Origin of the sequence: Coleofasciculus sp., from assembly GCF_046539235.1 — a bacterium.
Classification (GTDB): Bacteria; Cyanobacteriota; Cyanobacteriia; order Cyanobacteriales; family Coleofasciculaceae; genus Coleofasciculus.
Window position 1 is genome coordinate 1 of record NZ_JBKHHI010000029.1, and the last position, 16,434, is coordinate 16,434.

Consider the following 16,434-nt stretch of genomic DNA (forward strand, 5'->3'; position numbering starts at 1 on the left):
AAAGTGCTGACTACGAACCGTTTTGTTTGTAGTAGGCACTTGAGTGCCTTCTGCTTGACTTACCAGCACTAAAGTGCTGACTACGAACTGTTTTGTTTGTAGTAGGCACTTGAGTGCCTTCTGCTGGACTTACCAGCACTAAAGTGCTGACTACGAACCGTTTTAATTAGGGGCGAATGAGCTGTTTAACTGTTCGGACAAGCTCATTTTGATCCACAGGTTTAGCCAGGTAAGCATCTGCTCCCTGTTTCATGCCCCAAAATTTATCCATTTCGCCTCCTTTTGTCGAACAAATAACGACAGGAATATTGCTAGTTTCAGCCGCCGTTTTCAATTCACGGCAGACTTCAAAACCACTGCGACCCGGTAGCACGATGTCTAAAATAATCACATCCGGTTTTTGCGTGCTAATTTTAGCCAAAGCCTCTTCGCCACTATGGGCAACCAAGACATTGATACCACCTTGCTGTAAGCAACTGGTAATAATTTGCATGTCCGTTGAGGAATCTTCAACAACTAGAGCTGTTCCCATGGTAATTACCTACCTAATGAATACAAAGGAAATTGGTCAATGATAGTAATTGTTCGCTGTACGTTTACTCATCATGACGGACAATGAGCAATGAACGATGAACAATCAACAGACACCCTGTTTTATATGTTTATGGAGTACAGTGAGCAGATCCCTAGAATTTAAAGGTTTGCTCAAGAAATCCGAGGCTCCAACAAACTTGGCGTGAAGTCGATCTGCTGCCCCGTCTTTTCCGGTTAAAAAGACAATCGGCGTGTTTTGAAAACAGGACAGTTTGCGTAATTGAGTGCAAAGCTCATATCCGTTGACATTTGGCATCACCAGGTCTAAAAAGATTAAATCGGGTTTGCGTACCAAAAGAGTGGGAATGGCTCGCAAGGCATTTTCCACACCAAGAAATCGGTAACCTGCCGCCCCGATTACTTTTTCCATGGTGTGAATCACCCAACGACTGTCATCTACACAAGCAACCAGGGATTTAGTTGAGGTTGCGTTTGCGCTTGTGAGCGGTGTTTTCGGCACATTGGCTTTCCCAGAAGTGGGAGTAATACCCGTGGGATAAGCTTTAACCTTCTCTTGCCCTGGCTCTAAGACGCGCCGTGGCAATACTTGCCGTGGCAAGACTTGCCGTGGCTCGTCTCTACATTTTTCTCTGCTTTCCTGCTTGTCAGCACCAACATTTTCTCTATTCCTTGCCGTATTGGGAGTGGGTGCTGGTAAATCGGGAATGTTAGTTAGTTCTACCCAGCCTGATTTCAGGTAAGGCATTAACGCTTGAGCAATATCCCCAACATGCCGACGCTGTTTTACGGCTAAGTCACGTAATGTATGGTGTCCATCGAGTAAGTTAGTTAATGTTTGGTAAACCTCGACGGAACGGTTGTTTCGTAACTGTTCCGGTTGTTTAATCACCGGAGCTTGATTGGGAGAATACTCCCCAAGCTGGGTATTGTGCCAAGTTTGCCACAAAGATTGGACTTGTGCGATCGCTTGATTAATTTCAATCAAAACCAGTTTCGTGGGTAACGAATAATTATGCTGGATTTGATGGGTTACTTGCTTCGCTTGCACGAGATCGAACACAACTTCAGTCAGCACAGCACGAATCATATTGGCGGCTTGTTTGGGAGTGATTCGTCGCTGCTTGACCCAGAGACACAATAGCTGATAGTCCCAGCACGTTTTTGAATCGATACTGGCTAGATCACGCCGAATTGTGTCAGGATGAGTCAAAATTTGAGGGCAGTGAATGGCTAAATTACGTTGCCACCGTCTCACCGGATGAACTCCTCCTGTGGCATAAAGGATACCGCCTAGGTGCAAAAAAAAGATCCATTGGTGTCCCTTTGGATCGTTGAACACCAGTTCACCGCTAAACTGAAATCGCTGCAAGGTTCTAAGAGACCGAACTTGCTCTAGGGAAGAGAGCGTTGGAGTTGAGATTACAGAGGGAATTTGTCTAGCCGTCATCGGTTTCTTGCTATGACTAAGGGTTTAACAAAAGCCGGGAATGTCTAATAATGTCGGTGTTTTATACCCGCGTTAGACTTCAGTCGCTTTTGAAGGGAACATCACCCTGAAACCTTAGTTAGACAAAGTTTTTTCGTCTAAAAAAGACTATCTTTGCCAACTCTCAGAAGATTTTGAAATTTCTCTATCAGGGAACTAAACAGGAGTGCAATCACTACAGCGCTCTGAGCGATATCAGACCTGGAATTATAGATGCTGGTCTGATGAATGAACACCCTGTATCCCTCAAATTAAGCTTGGAGTTCTTCAGCGTTATGCAATGAAGCCGTTGGCGCATTCAGTCATCCAAAACCTGAGAGATTCAAAATTAGTCAATCGCGAGTGGTAGAGGTCCCTTACTTGGCTCAACTCTTTTTGGGGAGAATTAAAATGTGCAGTTGGTTGGTTCGGCACATTTGACTCCTGATCGGTCAGAGTTGAATTTTTCGGCGTTGTCTTACACGTTAGACAACCTGTAATACAGACTAACTTACTTCCGTATGTTTGTCTAGAGGACTCGGAGGTAAATTGACTATTTCAGGTAATTTTTCGACAAAGCTTTACAAAAGACTCAGTTTCCTAAAGTTCAGATTAGTCCTGAGTCAGAATTGCTTGAGAAATACTAGGTAAATTAACTCAATCTATAATTCCCCTTAACCTTGACCCTTGGTTTTAATCGCGGGGCAGGCTCAAGGCATTAAAAGAGTAAACTTTTTATCTATTCAAGATATTATTTATAATTCAACAAGATGGGAATCTTGAATTATTTTTACTCGGTGTATTATTAATATATTTTTACATTAAAGGATAAAAAATTGACCCCTGTTGCTAGGGCGGAATCTAGGGCTAAGGTTCCCGACGACAAGCTACAAGCTGCGCGATCGCACCACCCCACCAACTCTGATAACTTAGGGCTTGCTGAATAAGTGCTGTGGTGAGGGGGAGGGAACGTCTACAAGGTTAAATCAGGGATAATTTAGTAGCTTATGTTACCGTTTAAAAAAATTAAATCAGAGCATAAACCTTTGCTTCCCAGGGAAAAATCGGTTCTCTGCCCACCCATTCAGGAGGAACGATGCGGTCTTGGGTGATTTCTTTCCACTGCTTACCGTCTGGAGTGGCGGACCAATTCGGGACTTTATATTCAGAACCTACAGGAGTTCCATAGTCTGAGAAATTAGCCACGACAATCACGTATTCATCCGCCTTTTTGCCACGCCGCCAGACTAAAACCCGTTTACCTTCATGGAAATCAGCATGAATAAACTCATTATCATTCACCGCTAACGCCTTTGATGAGGTGCGGAAACGAACCAACCGCGCCACATACTGGAAGATACGTTGTCGCCAATCTTCTTGGACTCGACTATAGTTAACTGGGTCAACCTGTTTATGAGCCGCATGTTCATCACTAATATCCAAATCTTGCTGATCCCCAAATTCATCCCCTGCCAAAATCATCGGAATACCAACGGCGGTTAAAAGACAAACAAATGCTAGCTTAATTCGGGGTTCAGTATCGTAAACTCCATTATTAATTAGGTAGTTATAGAATCGCTCATTTCCCAAGCCACCCACATCATGAGAGGTGAGATAATTCACCGCTTGGGCGCTATCGGTGAAACCAAGGAAACGACAATCAATAAGTTTGCGAACACTCCATTCAAAGCTAGAATCATTAAAGGCATTCTTGCCTAAAATGACCTGTCGCAGAATCTGCTTAAACTTTTCGTTCCAGAGTCCATCTAAGCGATTTTGGTGAACCAAGGCTAAGGGGACACTTAATTCTTCACCAACAACCAAAAAGTGCTTACTTGAACCGCCCCGTTTTTCCCAAAGTGTGCGGGCTAACTCTCGGAATTGCTGCAAAAAGTCATAATTCCCTACATTATTAACACTATCCAGTCGCAAACCATCCACCCGATAGTAGTTTAGCCAATGAGCCATATACGCTTTCATATATTCACGGGCGGGCACAAACCAAGATTTTTTGCCCAGAATTGGATGATAACCTTCAATCCAATAGTTGTACTTAAATAAATCACCGCCAAAACCATTGCGACCCACTTGTTCAGGATCACGTTGGGGATCGCCCGCTGGTCGCCATTGGACGTAAAAATCCAGAAAGTTGATGTTTTGATACGGATTATTTCGGGAAAACGCCATCACTATATCGGCAAAGAAACGCATCCCCAATTGGTGACATACTTTAATTAGATTGGCTAAATCAGTGGATGCGGTTGGCGCATCTTGACCCTCTGGATGTCCTAAATCAAAATCAGCGGCAAAAAAGTTAGCTGTACCATATCCCCATTCCAGCTTGTCATCGCTATCGGCTGGGGGCAATAATTCTAAGGCATTGACTCCTAGTTCCGCCAGATGCGCTTTCCCTGCTGTTAACGCCTCAACATGGCAATAATTAGGAGACGTGGCTTGGGGTTGCAATAAAGACAGCACATCCTGAAACGTACCGATTCCGACCTCTCGATTGTCCTCTGTTTTTCCTTGAGTCCAACGGGTTGGTAGTTCATAGATAACCAGTTGATTGTTCGCGGGTAGGGCGTCTAATGGAGGTTCTCCTTCCCAGTTCACCGTTTGTCCGCCCGGATCACAGGGCGTTAGTGCGCCATTCTGATACAAAATAACACTAGCCGGATCATGACTGGCAATACCGCCTTCCTCTTCAGGAATGGGGGCGATTATCCGGCGGTCTACAGTTGTGGCGGTTGGATCGGTGCAATAGAGAACTTTGTTAATATTGTCTGGGTTATAGGGTTCAGTGTTGTGGATTTTAAACCAGTACAGGTAAACTTGCCCTTCTGTTAAACCACAGGCTTGAGCCGAGACTTCCCACAGCTCAGGGAAGTCTGGAGATTGGCTGAGGGGGTATTCCCCGACTTTCTCGAATCGATCTGAAGCCTTAGCTGAAGGTTTCGCAATGTAAACCCTGGGCGGTGGTTGGGATATACCCGGACGCCACAAGACGAAGTGAGTCTGCTTGCGGCTCAATAGATCGACGATCATAGTATGGGTCTCCTGAGTGGGAATCTTACTTTGGGTTGATCTGTACAACCGACCACCATTCTATTCTGGGGATTTGAAAAGTCAATTGTCGGGTTTTCCCTTAGCCACTGTAGGGGCGGGTTTAGGGACTAAAGTCAGCTTTCACCGATAATGGCACAACAAAACCCGCCCTTATACATCTTCCTATAAGCAATCCAATCATGAGCCAACTGCAACATCGCTGGGTCGTCAATGCAGCCGAAGCCAAGGGACTCATCGAACAAAACGCCACAACTGTGCTAGATGTCCGCCAGCCGATGTCCTGGTTTTTCAGTCATGTTCCTGGTGCGGTTTGGCTGGGATGGTGGCAATTCTTAGAGCAACTGTTACCCCCTAATGGAAAACTGATCAAAGACTCAAAGATACTCGAACAAAAACTGCGGCGGTTAGGTATCTGTAACCATAAACCTGTTATCGTGATTGGCAATCCTCCTAATAACTTTGGCGAAGAGGGGCGCGTGGTGTGGATGTTACGGACTCTGGGACACCCGCAAGCGGCTTTAGTCAATGGCGGACAGGCGGCGCTGGTTTCTGTGGGAGTTCCCACGGTTTGGGGAGTGACTCGTCCAGCACCCGGAGACTTTGTGGTCAAACCTACACCATTATGGACGATTCAGCGCCATCAACTGCAAGAAAATTTGACAACTCAAGCCTATGTAGTCATTGATAGCCGTTCACCTGAAGAATTTGCTGGTGCTACCCCCTACTGTGAAAAACGGGGTGGACATATTCCTGGTGCTGTACCTTTCCACTTCCGGGATTTGATGGATAAAAGAGGTTACTTACTTTCCCCAGAGGAAATTATGACTCGGCTACAGCAACGGGGATGCGATCGCGATACTCCCATTGCTACCTATTGTACAGGGGGTGTGCGCTCTGCTTTTTTTGTCGCGGTGCTGACAGAGTTAGGATATACCTGTGTGAAAAACTATGCCGGTTCGATATGGGAATGGTCGGCTTATCCGGCTAGAACTCATCCACTAAATAGGGCTTGCTGAATAAGTATGGGGGAGATGGGGAGCTCTTGAAGCTCTTGAAGCTGGGGGAGATGGGGGAGCAGGGGTACATTTTTCCTGATAGCGGTGCAAGGTTTTTGATGAGTTTGATTCTCTTTCCACCGAAGATAAGCCAAGTGTCCACCCACTTAGTAGCGAGCGAGACGCTCGCACTACAACAACGTTTCCACTTCTCTATTCTATGTGAAGGGTCTCCTCCCCTTATTCAAAAACTTATTCAGCCAGCACTCAATAATTTTAAAGATTTCATTCTGCATTTTACTCTTTGCTTTTCATGGCTTTCCCAATATACATCAGCGATGTGTCCTCACTAATTTTAGCTTTAAATCCTCCCGTATTTTTATAGTGGATATAGGCACGAATGTTTTGATAAAAGGAAACCCCGAATAAGTCAAATCCTTTAATGTATATATCACTAAAACCAACTTGCCCTAAACAGTATTGTAATTCTTGTGGTTGAATAAACTTGTGCCAATCATGCACACCACTGGGGATTTCTTGTAATATATCTTCGAGCAAATGTATAAATATGAATTTTGATTTTAAGTTACGGTTAATTGTGTCAAAAAAGAAGTATCCCTGAGGTTGCAAAACTCGATAAATTTCTGCAACTGTCTTTTGCCAATCGACAACATGTTCTAAGACATCCACACAAATGACAGCATCAAAGGTATCATTCTGCCAAGGTAGAGTTTCGGCTTGCCCAACTCTATAGTCAATCACCCATCCCTGAGTCGCTGCATGGTTGCGAGCGCTGATAATGCATGGATCAGAGCGGTCAATTCCACTGACAATTGCCCCTTTTGCCGCCATAAACTCACAAGAATACCCCCCGCCACAGCCGACATCTAAAACCTTCAATCCTTGCCATTCTTTAACATAACGATCAAAAAAAGCAAAGCGAGGTAAATTTAGATAAGAAAGGGTATAGATTTTTTCATCCGGCTGCCACCATCGGTCAGCCATTCGGTCGTAAAACTCTAAATCATTTCGTTTTCGGGGTTGATTTTTCATTACAATACTTTTGCCGACTACTGAGACCAACACTATCGATCAATCATGTCATCTTCTGTGTCTATTATCATTCCCACTCTGAATGAGGCAAGTTGTTTACAACGCACCTTGCGCCATCTCAATGTACTGACGCCTCCTGCTTTAGAGGTGATTGTGGTGGATGGTGGAAGTGAAGACAAGACCGTCGCGATCGCGTCATCCGCCGGAGTACAGGTTATACTCTGTAAGGACGCTGGACGTTCGATCCAGATGAACCAAGGCGCACAACAGGCAAAGGGAGAAATTCTCTGTTTTCTTCATGCTGACACATTAGTGCCAGATGATTTAATATCAGTGATCCAACAGACTTTAACTGATCCAACAGTTGTCTGTGGCGGATTTATCTCCCTGATGGCGGGTTCAAGAACGACGCGCTGGGGAATCTCGTTGCATAATTACCTGAAAACTTACTACGCGCCTCTATTGTTTCGACCTCATTTATTTGGTCGAGGATTGCGCTTGCTGTTTGGGGATCAAGTGATATTTGTTCGCCGCCTTGATTTCTGGAAATGTGGTGGGTTTGATCCCATGTTACCGATTATGGAAGAGGCGGATTTGTGTTTGAAGTTGGTCAAGCGGGGACGAATTCGTTTGGTGAATCGGGTAGTTCAGAGTTCTGATCGCCGGGTGGCACGTTGGGGATCGCTGAAAGCAACGGCGATTTACGTTTCTGTGGGTTTCTTGTGGGGTTTGGGGATGCCCGCAGCTTATCTGAAAAAATTTTACTATGATATTCGCTGATCGTTAAGTGTCCAGTCGTAGTCCAAGTAGATAATGGGAGTATTAGACGCGATCGCACTCTCAGTTTTCAGGTAAGCGCGGATATAATCGGGGATGGAGTCAGCAATTTTGAGAAAGTCATCCCCGTACCATTTAAAGATGCGACTACAATAAAGGATTTGATTCGATTGATCGTATCGAACTTTATTGGGATTATTGATAAAGCGGCTGGCGTCTTCCTCTAATTGGCTGCGTACTGATTCTGTCCAATAAGCACCAGGACGAAGCAAGGGACAGCCAATCGCCGCACAAACCAAGGCAAAATGGATGCGGGGTTCGTTGAATTCGCGACGAAGGATTTTATGTTCGATTTGATTAAGGCTGTAACGGCGACTGGGTGGCAAAGGATGGCTGAAGAACCAGAGAAAGGCTAACCAGTTTTGGATACCGAAAATCCGGGGTAGGATGGAGTTTATCGGGTAGCGTGCCAAAACCGAAGCAATCACAGAAGCATTGTAGAGGTTAATCCATAACGCTAATCGTTCATCGGTATTCGAGAGAGATTTTGGGTCAAGTTGTTCTACAGTCCATAGCCAATTCATCAGAGTTTGGTATGACTGCTGTGACCAATCCTGATAATTGACGCGACCATTTTTATCAACGTATTGGCGTAGGAGTTGATCCCAGAGGGTAAAGTCAATCATACTTACACTCAGTTGGTGGTAGTCAGATTTGTCGCGATCGCGTTGTTCTGTACAAAGAATACTTTGTCTATCCCTTTTCCCAATCGGAGACAACCCGAATGTTAACCGATATCGGTGAACTAATGGGCGTAACCTTTGATCAAGCCACTCAAATCGCCATACATCGCGAAAGTGGCGGACATCCCTTTATTGCCAGACAATTGGCAAGTTTACTCTGTAAAAAAGTCACCATTATTCAAGCTAACATAATTATTCGATAAAGGTCAATTAAGCTTTGAGCATCAAAAACACTTCCTAGGGTGGTGAAAACACCATGAATAAATCCAGATGTAGCGGATCGGGTAGAGACAGTCAATACACTGACACTGGGAATAGAAGCCAGAACAACCATCGCACTGAATAATGCAACAATGGTGCTAAATGTCATACTGCTTTTCATAACAGTTGAATCGTTAATTGTGGGATAGGTTGTAGGTTGGGTTGAGGTACGAAACCCAACAATGTGAAGGCGCAATGGGAGCATGGATTTGATAAAGACCACGATAGTATCGTGCCCCTACCTGATCAATTTAATCAGTTACATCTAATTTAAGATGAATGGTACTGAATTAAGGCTGGTGGGCAATGCCCACCCTACGGTACATCAAGGGTTTTGGTGATCCAAAATGTTATCTCCCTATCTAGTCATCGTCCGCTGTTTTTGTCTCAAAGTCCAGTTTCCGGTAAGGGAGAAAGGCTGGGACTAAGTTGAGTTAAAGCCATTTACTCACGTAAGAAGTGTAATCATACTTTGAAAAATTAGTTCATCGTCCTAAATTGTTGGAGTTTTTTACTGGGTTCAGGAATGTTAGGTATCCCTGGTGATTTTACCCCCCCTTCTCGCTTTATTAGAGCCGTTGCCTATAGTCAAGCAGTTAGCGAAGCCTTTAACCAACAAGTCACCGCAGAAGAATATTTTCAGGCTGCCACAGGGAAAGATGCTGTTTTACAGGCGGTTGCCTGTTGGTAATAAACGGGGTTATCTAAGGCGATTTCATCGGGGTCGGTAATCCCATTGTGATGATCCATCCCTGATTGATCGATTCCATCTTGCAAGGGGAGAACATTCCATGTCGCTATAGCTGAGGGGTCATAAATGGCATTAAACCACTTTTTAGCTGCGTCATAGTCTCCTTGTTCGATGTATTTTGAAGCCACTAAGGAGGGGATATGATAAAAGATTTCCCAGCCATAAATGCCAAAAGAACCGTCAAACTTAAATGTACTGTCGGGCTTACAGTCATTGGTGTTTGCTGCCTCTAATATCTCATACAATTTGATGTAAAACTCATTTACTTTACCCTCTGATAAACACTGATTATTGGTGGTAAATAAATAGGATAAGAGTGATTGTCCTTCTGGCATGGGGAAAGAACGTGCCAGTTGACCCATTGCTTCAGAGTACAACAAAGAAACATAGCTATTTGCTGGAGTGGGTGTGGTATCGGGAGCAAAATATAAGTAACTTTCAGTCCCTAATTCTTTGTCTTCGGAAAAAGCTAGTGCGGTGGGTTCAGATTCAGTCAATGAGTCTTGTAACGTTAAAGTGATGGAAAAAGGATCTGCCGATGTAGTCTTCTCTTTGGGCGCGTAGGTGTTTTCAAGGGTAGGAGACACATTTGATCTTGTATGACGTAATCCTTGATTGATAGGATCTTTAACAGTAAATGATACTGCTACGATCTCTGGTACAGCGACAGCAGGAGTCACTGAAGTTGACCACAGAGGTAGATCTGTGACTTGTCCAAACTGTCGCATTGAGGTCCCAAAAGAACTGTCTGATAGATGGCATAGTTGTCCGGAATGCAAATAAGCTGTCATGCATTTAAATTGGGAATGGGTAGTGAGCAAGATGCTCACACTACAAGGATTTTGCTTTTCTTGACATTACGGTTTAAATGCCGAACAGCTTATGAGGTTTATAGAGATGTAGCCTCGGCACAGGAAATCTGTAACCGAGGCTATGAAACACGTAGAGACGCGCCATGGCGCGTCTCTACCCAGGGACTCTGGGGGAAAGAAATTGGCTGTCAAGTCGGGCTGTCAGGGGCTTTTAGTCTAGATAAGTGGCGTAGGGCAGCAATGTCTAACAGCGATGTTGGGAGCAACGCACCAAATCAAAGATTATGGTGTGGGAGGATGTCACGATGACTGATTGAGAAACGCCTCGATCGCGTCGGCGGCGAGATGGCTAATCGGCTTCCCTTGACTGGCGGCGGCGTCTTTGAGACGGCTGTAAAGATCATCGTTGAGGGAAATCCGATGTCGGGTTTTCTTGGTGGGTTTAGGGAATTCGTAATTGGCAGAATACTCCCGAATCGCATCAAATCCCACGCGATCGCAAAAATCCCCGAAACTTTCCCCAAGTTCGCGCTGTTGCTTGAATTGCATAAACATGGGTTCGAGGAAGGATTCGAGTTCTTCAATCGGCAGTTTTTCGATATAGGCTTGTGCTAACCTTGTCTGATCCGGTGAACCGCCTAACCATACTTGATATTTTCCAGGCGCACTCCCCACAAATCCTAATTCTGCCATGTAAGGTCTGGCACATCCATTAGGACATCCAGTCATGCGGATGACAAAATGTTCATCCTTTAATCCCAACTTGTCCAACAGCGCCCGAATCCGCACCGTAATTCCTGGAATTGCCCGTTCTGATTCAGTAATGGCTAAACCACAGGTGGGTAGGGCGGGACAAGCCATGGAATAGCGGACTAGGGGTTCGATTCCCTCTGGGGTGATTTGCACCCCATGTTGGTTGAGAATCTGTTCAATGGCTTGCTGCTGATCCTTTTCAATCTCATAAAGAATGGCATTGTGGTTGGGTGTCATCCGCATGGGCAGGTCAAATTGCTTGACAATTTCCCGTAAAGCTGTTTTGAGCTGGAAATTGCCCTCATCTTTAATCCGACCATTCTCAATGGAGACGCCTAAAAATAACTTACCGTCTCCTTGCTCATTCCATCCCAGATAGTCTTTGTATTTAAAGGCGGGGAGGGGTTTGTAGGCGGCGATAGGCTTACCGAAGTAGTCCTCAACCTTGGCGCGAAATTTGTCAACGCCCCAATCATTAATCAGGTACTTCATCCGGGCATGACGACGATTGACGCGATCGCCATAGTCTCGCTGAGTTGCCACAATCGCTTTGATTAAGTCGAAGATATCATCTTTTGCCACATAGCCAATGGGGTCAGCCATACGGGCAAAGGTTTCTTCTTTATTATGGGTGCGTCCTAAACCACCACCCGCGAGAACATTGAATCCTTCTAATTCTCCCTGCTGATTCATCATCACCACCAAACTGACGTCTTGGGTGTAGAGATCAACGGAGTTATCGCCGGGAACGGTAACACTACACTTAAACTTACGGGGCATATAATGTTCCCCATAAATTGGTTCTTCTTTATCCGGGAATATCGTACCGTTGCCATTACGCTGACGCGCCGCTTTCACCTCTGGGGCTTCTTCAGCACTAATTGCCTTTTCCCCATCCAGCCAAATTTCATAATAAGCGCCCGTCTGAGGCGTCAACAGATCGGCAATTTTATCGGCATACTCCCAGGCATATTGGTACTCTGGACGAGTCTTGAACGGCGCGGGAGGTGCCATGACGTTGCGATTTAAGTCCCCGCAAGCGCCGAGGGTGGAACCCAGATTGCGGACAATCGCGGCTATGGTTGCCTTTAAGTTCTTTTTGAGAATACCGTGAAGCTGAAACCCTTGGCGAGTGGTGACTCGCATTGTATGGTTCCCGTATTCATCGGAGAGTTGATCTAGCGTCAGATAGAGTTGAGGAGGGATAAACCCGCCAGGAGAACGGGTTCGCAGCATGAACTGATAATCTTTTTCTTGCCCTTTAACCCGGTTATCGCGGTCATCTTGCTGGTAAGACCCGTGAAATTTAAGAATTTGTACCGCATCACCACTAAAGTGGGTGGTGTCTTCCAGCAACTCGCTGGCTACGGGTTCGCGTAAGCAGTTACTGCGTTCTTTTATGCCTTCAAGTTTAGACGTTTTCTGTACGGAGGGATTCTGAGATACAACCATGGATGCTATAAGTCCGAACGGATCAGCTATATTACCGTAACTCTATCGGGATTACGTTGAATACTCTGATCCTAATACTTGGGTCATCGGTGTGGGTGCGACTTTTGGATAAATTAAGATTGCGGCTCTTGACTGGCAGTGCCTGTGCGATCGCAAATAAGAAAAGCTAGTCTAGCACAGGCTTGTCCGGAAGCCCCACTTAAAGTTGGTGGGCTCTTGCGAAGTCGAAACCCACCCTACGGTATATCAAGTGTCTCAATCTCTTTTCTACTCAGTCCTGTGACTTCTGTGATAGTGTCAAGATCAGTCCCTTTTTGTTTGAGTTTTCTCGCTACGTTAATCTTTTCTTGCTGTTTGCCTTGCTGTTTACCCTCTTCTAAACCTTCCAATCTTCCCTCTGAGCGCGAACTTTCTATCAGGCTGATTTCATAGCGTCGATTCTCCATAAATCTCAGGTAGTTGGCTCTTTCTTCTGCACTCAAGCTATCGACGAGTAAATTCTCCTTTGCTTCCGCTAACCCTTGGGCGGTAAATTCCTCTTTGATTTGGCTCTTTTTCAGGAAATATATCCATTCATCTAAGGGCGTCTTCGCTACCTCGTTAAAGTTGTTGACTTTAATCACATAATACTCCGGAAAAATCTCATAGACCTCTTGGATATTAAACAACTTCTGCTGGTTGATTGATAACCCTAACCTGTCTTCTAGATGCAAACCCCGAAAATCTAATATCCCTTTATAAATATAATCGTCGCCTTGCCCCAGAGAAAAGTAGACGACATTGACTGAATATACTTTTTTGATTTTACCGTAAGGTTCTCCTTTTTCCAGAAAGTCGGTAATTAATCTGGATGTGCCGTAGAGCATCCGATGAAAATAATCTTGCTCTGTATTGTTTTGCACTTCAATCAGAATTAATTCCCCCTGGTCATTTTCCGCCAGAATATCGACTCGATTTAGCTTGTCATCCTCGGTTTGTTGATTGCTTTCACCTTCGAGGATGGATTGGATTTTAATTTGTTTCCCCAATAACTCACTGAGAAACCCTGCCAAAACACCATAGTTGGCTTTGTTTCTCAGTAATTTTTTAATCGCCCAATCAAATCGGATGTGTGTTTGAGGCATAAGGGCATCAATGGGAACGTCTACCTACTATATTGTGACAGATTTTTGCCCTCATGATTCAAGATAAGCTGATCAATTCCTTCTGCGTGTTGACATTGGGGTAGTTCACCTGAATACCCTTTTCAACTCAACTGCAATGTAAGTGCGATCGCGTAATCGTTTAAGGATACCTGTTCACCACACTCTATCTTGATGCTAAACGTTAAAAAAGAGAACTCAAGCGGCATCCTTGAAAATGCCGCTCGCTCAAAATAAATCTGGGCTTCTTCTGGTTCAGTTGATAAGCTGTTCGGCATTTAAACCTTAATGTCAAAAACGGCTTTATCGAAGTAATGCGTTTAGCGAAGCCATGCCGCAGGCTTTAGCGAAGCCATGCCGCAGGCTTTGCATCTTGCTCGCTATCCATTCTCAATTTAAAGGCGTGACAGCTTACCCCTACTCCTAAATCCAAATATCGGATGTAGCATCCCCGCCGGGATAGCGCATCTCATGGGCGCGGGCAGGTCCATTGGGTTCTTGACCAAAATCGATGTACAAGTCTGGATTAATCGAGAGTCCACCTTTTTGGGTATCGCAATCAATTTGGATTAAGTAGGAACCCTTTTGGGCGATATCGGAATAAAACTGATTATCCCAACTGCTGAATAAAGAATTTGTAGCATAGAGACGTTTGCCATCTAAACTCAATTGCAGCATTTGCGGTCCTCCCACCCATTGATGTCCGTTAACAGGGGCGGCTTTACCCAAGACTCCACCACACCAAACTTGTCCGGTTAACTTCGGTTTAGACGGATTACGGATATCGTATTGGCGAATATCACCGTGCAACCAGTTGGCAAAATAAAGATATTGATCATCCAGGGACAGGAGTATATCGCTGATTAATGATGGTACAGGAAAAGACCATCCCTCAACTTCCACAGGTGGCACATCAACCACCTTACTCACCTGCCACTCGCCTTTGTGTTTCTGCCAATGCCAAATATTACTACTCAGCGCCGCGCCGACGTATCCGTGAGTGCTACCGGGATTGTGGTGAAAGCGGACTTCTAGGGGAATTAAACCCTCTTCACCCAAGTCTACCGTTTGAATAATGTCGTGGGTTTCCCAATCCCAAAAGTTAAGCTGTTGTCCATATTTACCCGCCGCCACATCATTCAAGTCAAACCCTGGATAAAAGGTGTTTGGGGCAGCCCATTCACTGCTGACCATAATATTATGGCGGGGTTGATACCAGAAGTCATAATTGTACTTCATCCCCTCCGCTTTATTTTCCCAGCGTCCGGCAATGTCAAAGTTTTCATCCAATAGCAGAAAACCACCCGGACCATTCCCTTCACTGTCACCTAGCATGGAGATCATCACCTGACTATTTGCCAGACAATGAACGGTATGGGGCGCACTCAGATTGGTTTTGGCTTTGATTTCTTCGGGAGCTTTGCTTCTTGCAACACATTTACCTGGGGCTGAAGCCCGGAGGTCGTGCTGCTGCGGTGTTTCCTGACAATGTACTGTTTGAAAGCAACGTCGGACGGCAGATCCGGGCTGCTTTGATGGACAAATGCAATCTGCATACGATTTTGCGTTTACCCTCTGGTATTTTCTATGCTCAGGGTGTTAAGACAAATGTGCTGTTTTTTACCCGTGGTAAGAAGCAAACAGGCAATACGAAGGAAGTGTGGGTATATGACCTGCGGACTAACACTCCCCAGTTTGGTCGGCGGACATCGCTGAAGCGTGAACATTTTGCTGAGTTTGAAGCCTTCTTTGGTGATGATCCATTGGGTGGTTCTGCTAGTTTGGCACAGCGTACTGATACCGGAGAAGAAGGACGCTTTAGACGATTTTCCCGTGACTGGATTGCTGAACGTGACGACAATTTAGACATCTCCTGGCTCAAGGATGAACGGGAAGAGGAGAACGGCGAGTTACCTGAACCTGCCATCCTTGCCCAGGAAGCAATCAGTGAACTGGAAGCGGCAATAGCCGAGTTACAGGGCATTGTGCAAGAATTGGGAGAGGAAATCAGTTTGTAGGTACAGAGTGATAAAAGGCATAAATTTGAACGTAAAAAGGATACCCATTGGAGCTTACGACTTACAAATTGCCGCAATAACTCTGGCAAATAATCTAACGCTAGTGACACATAATACAAAAGAAAAGATTACAAGTCTTGCTACTGGTGCAACGAATCAAATAGAACTTAGTCGAGCAACGATCGCTTCTATGCGTATTCCGATTGCTCCTCTTAATGAACAAAAACGCATTGCGGATAAGCTCGATGCATTACTTGCACGAGTGAAGGTTTGTCGCGATCGCCTAGAGAAAATTCCCCGCATCTTAGAAGATTTCCGACAATCTGTTATTGCAGCAGCAATATCAAGAAAGCTAACAGAGGATTTGCGTGCAAATACTCAGCTTTTATCTATACAAAATGTATTTTTAGAAGATGTTTTAATAGAAATAAAAACCGGACATTTTGGCAGTACATTGCATAAAGCTGACTATGTGCATGGAGGTATTCCCGTCATAAATCCTATACATATTAATAATGGCAAAATAACTGAATCAAATGATATAACAGTCTCTGAAAAAAAAAAGCCGATGAATTAGCATATTTTAAGCTT

At 44.8% G+C, this 16,434-nt stretch carries 14 protein-coding genes and 4 pseudogenes; 7 read left to right on the top strand and 11 right to left on the bottom strand.

Features of this window, described 5'->3' with window-relative positions; all coding sequences use genetic code 11:
- Positions 1 to 166 precede the first annotated feature (166 nt).
- The 3 genes from ACLFWI_RS04675 to ACLFWI_RS04685 all read right to left on the bottom strand — a co-directional run bounded on the left by ACLFWI_RS04675 (position 167) and on the right by ACLFWI_RS04685 (position 5,065).
- Positions 167 to 532, bottom strand: a complete 366-nt coding sequence (locus ACLFWI_RS04675) for a response regulator transcription factor (RefSeq protein ID WP_006104153.1) — start codon at positions 530 to 532, stop codon at positions 167 to 169.
- 105 nt (positions 533 to 637) lie between these two features.
- Complete coding sequence (locus tag ACLFWI_RS04680) at positions 638 to 2,002, bottom strand: response regulator (RefSeq protein ID WP_446411957.1); 1,365 nt, start codon at positions 2,000 to 2,002, stop codon at positions 638 to 640.
- 1,044 nt (positions 2,003 to 3,046) lie between these two features.
- Positions 3,047 to 5,065 (bottom strand): alpha-amylase family glycosyl hydrolase, encoded by a 2,019-nt coding sequence (locus ACLFWI_RS04685; protein ID WP_446411958.1) that lies wholly within the window; start codon positions 5,063 to 5,065, stop codon positions 3,047 to 3,049.
- Positions 5,066 to 5,265: 200 nt separating this feature from the next.
- Between ACLFWI_RS04685 and ACLFWI_RS04690 the strand changes: the two genes are divergently transcribed.
- Positions 5,266 to 6,102, top strand: coding sequence for a rhodanese-like domain-containing protein (locus ACLFWI_RS04690; protein ID WP_446411959.1), 837 nt, complete (start codon positions 5,266 to 5,268; stop codon positions 6,100 to 6,102).
- A gap of 276 nt (positions 6,103 to 6,378) precedes the next feature.
- Here ACLFWI_RS04690 and ubiG read toward each other — a convergent pair whose 3' ends face one another.
- On the bottom strand, positions 6,379 to 7,134 hold the full coding sequence (ubiG, locus tag ACLFWI_RS04695) for a bifunctional 2-polyprenyl-6-hydroxyphenol methylase/3-demethylubiquinol 3-O-methyltransferase UbiG (protein ID WP_446411960.1): 756 nt from the start codon (positions 7,132 to 7,134) through the stop codon (positions 6,379 to 6,381).
- Positions 7,135 to 7,179: 45 nt separating this feature from the next.
- Between ubiG and ACLFWI_RS04700 the strand changes: the two genes are divergently transcribed.
- Positions 7,180 to 7,914, top strand: coding sequence for a TIGR04283 family arsenosugar biosynthesis glycosyltransferase (locus ACLFWI_RS04700; RefSeq protein ID WP_446411961.1), 735 nt, complete (start codon positions 7,180 to 7,182; stop codon positions 7,912 to 7,914).
- On the opposite strand, the gene ACLFWI_RS04705 is transcribed toward ACLFWI_RS04700, so the two are convergent.
- Positions 7,899 to 8,597: a DUF547 domain-containing protein gene (locus ACLFWI_RS04705; protein WP_446411962.1), complete on the bottom strand. Its 699-nt coding sequence runs from the start codon at positions 8,595 to 8,597 to the stop codon at positions 7,899 to 7,901. The two genes, ACLFWI_RS04700 and ACLFWI_RS04705, sit on opposite strands and share 16 nt — an antisense overlap.
- A gap of 98 nt (positions 8,598 to 8,695) precedes the next feature.
- Between ACLFWI_RS04705 and ACLFWI_RS04710 the strand changes: the two genes are divergently transcribed.
- Positions 8,696 to 8,857, top strand: a complete 162-nt coding sequence (locus ACLFWI_RS04710) for a hypothetical protein (protein WP_446411963.1) — start codon at positions 8,696 to 8,698, stop codon at positions 8,855 to 8,857.
- Here ACLFWI_RS04710 and ACLFWI_RS04715 read toward each other — a convergent pair.
- Positions 8,833 to 9,024: a hypothetical protein gene (locus ACLFWI_RS04715; protein ID WP_446411964.1), complete on the bottom strand. Its 192-nt coding sequence runs from the start codon at positions 9,022 to 9,024 to the stop codon at positions 8,833 to 8,835. The genes ACLFWI_RS04710 and ACLFWI_RS04715 overlap by 25 nt on opposite strands.
- A 408-nt stretch (positions 9,025 to 9,432) precedes the next feature.
- On the opposite strand from ACLFWI_RS04715, the pseudogene ACLFWI_RS04720 reads away from it, so the two are divergent.
- Positions 9,433 to 9,508 (top strand): annotated as a pseudogene (locus ACLFWI_RS04720) (linear amide C-N hydrolase); the annotation flags it as partial.
- A 46-nt stretch (positions 9,509 to 9,554) separates the two neighbouring features.
- Here the strand turns inward: ACLFWI_RS04720 and ACLFWI_RS04725 are convergent.
- Complete coding sequence (locus ACLFWI_RS04725) at positions 9,555 to 10,253, bottom strand: hypothetical protein (protein WP_446411965.1); 699 nt, start codon at positions 10,251 to 10,253, stop codon at positions 9,555 to 9,557.
- Positions 10,254 to 10,350: 97 nt separating this feature from the next.
- On the opposite strand from ACLFWI_RS04725, the pseudogene ACLFWI_RS04730 reads away from it, so the two are divergent.
- Positions 10,351 to 10,787 (top strand): annotated as a pseudogene (locus ACLFWI_RS04730) (hypothetical protein); the annotation flags it as partial.
- Here ACLFWI_RS04730 and sir read toward each other — a convergent pair.
- The 4 genes and pseudogenes from sir to ACLFWI_RS04750 form a co-directional block, all read right to left on the bottom strand.
- A complete protein-coding gene (gene sir, locus ACLFWI_RS04735) occupies positions 10,779 to 12,683 on the bottom strand; it encodes a sulfite reductase, ferredoxin dependent (RefSeq protein WP_446411966.1) in 1,905 nt (634 codons plus the stop codon). The pseudogene ACLFWI_RS04730 and the gene sir sit on opposite strands and share 9 nt — an antisense overlap.
- Before the next feature lie 236 nt (positions 12,684 to 12,919).
- Complete coding sequence (locus tag ACLFWI_RS04740) at positions 12,920 to 13,807, bottom strand: Rpn family recombination-promoting nuclease/putative transposase (protein WP_446411967.1); 888 nt, start codon at positions 13,805 to 13,807, stop codon at positions 12,920 to 12,922.
- Positions 13,808 to 13,929: 122 nt separating this feature from the next.
- Positions 13,930 to 14,103 carry a hypothetical protein gene (locus ACLFWI_RS04745; RefSeq protein WP_446411968.1) on the bottom strand — a complete coding sequence of 58 codons (174 nt, stop codon included), beginning with the start codon at positions 14,101 to 14,103 and terminating at the stop codon, positions 13,930 to 13,932.
- Positions 14,104 to 14,248: 145 nt separating this feature from the next.
- Positions 14,249 to 15,241 (bottom strand): annotated as a pseudogene (locus ACLFWI_RS04750) (selenium-binding protein SBP56-related protein); the annotation flags it as partial.
- On the opposite strand from ACLFWI_RS04750, the pseudogene ACLFWI_RS04755 reads away from it, so the two are divergent.
- Positions 15,238 to 15,843, top strand: a pseudogene (locus ACLFWI_RS04755) (N-6 DNA methylase); the annotation flags it as partial. The pseudogenes ACLFWI_RS04750 and ACLFWI_RS04755 sit on opposite strands and share 4 nt — an antisense overlap.
- A gap of 103 nt (positions 15,844 to 15,946) precedes the next feature.
- Complete coding sequence (locus tag ACLFWI_RS04760; RefSeq protein ID WP_446411969.1) at positions 15,947 to 16,420, top strand: restriction endonuclease subunit S; 474 nt, start codon at positions 15,947 to 15,949, stop codon at positions 16,418 to 16,420.
- The last annotated feature ends 14 nt before the right edge of the window (positions 16,421 to 16,434 follow it).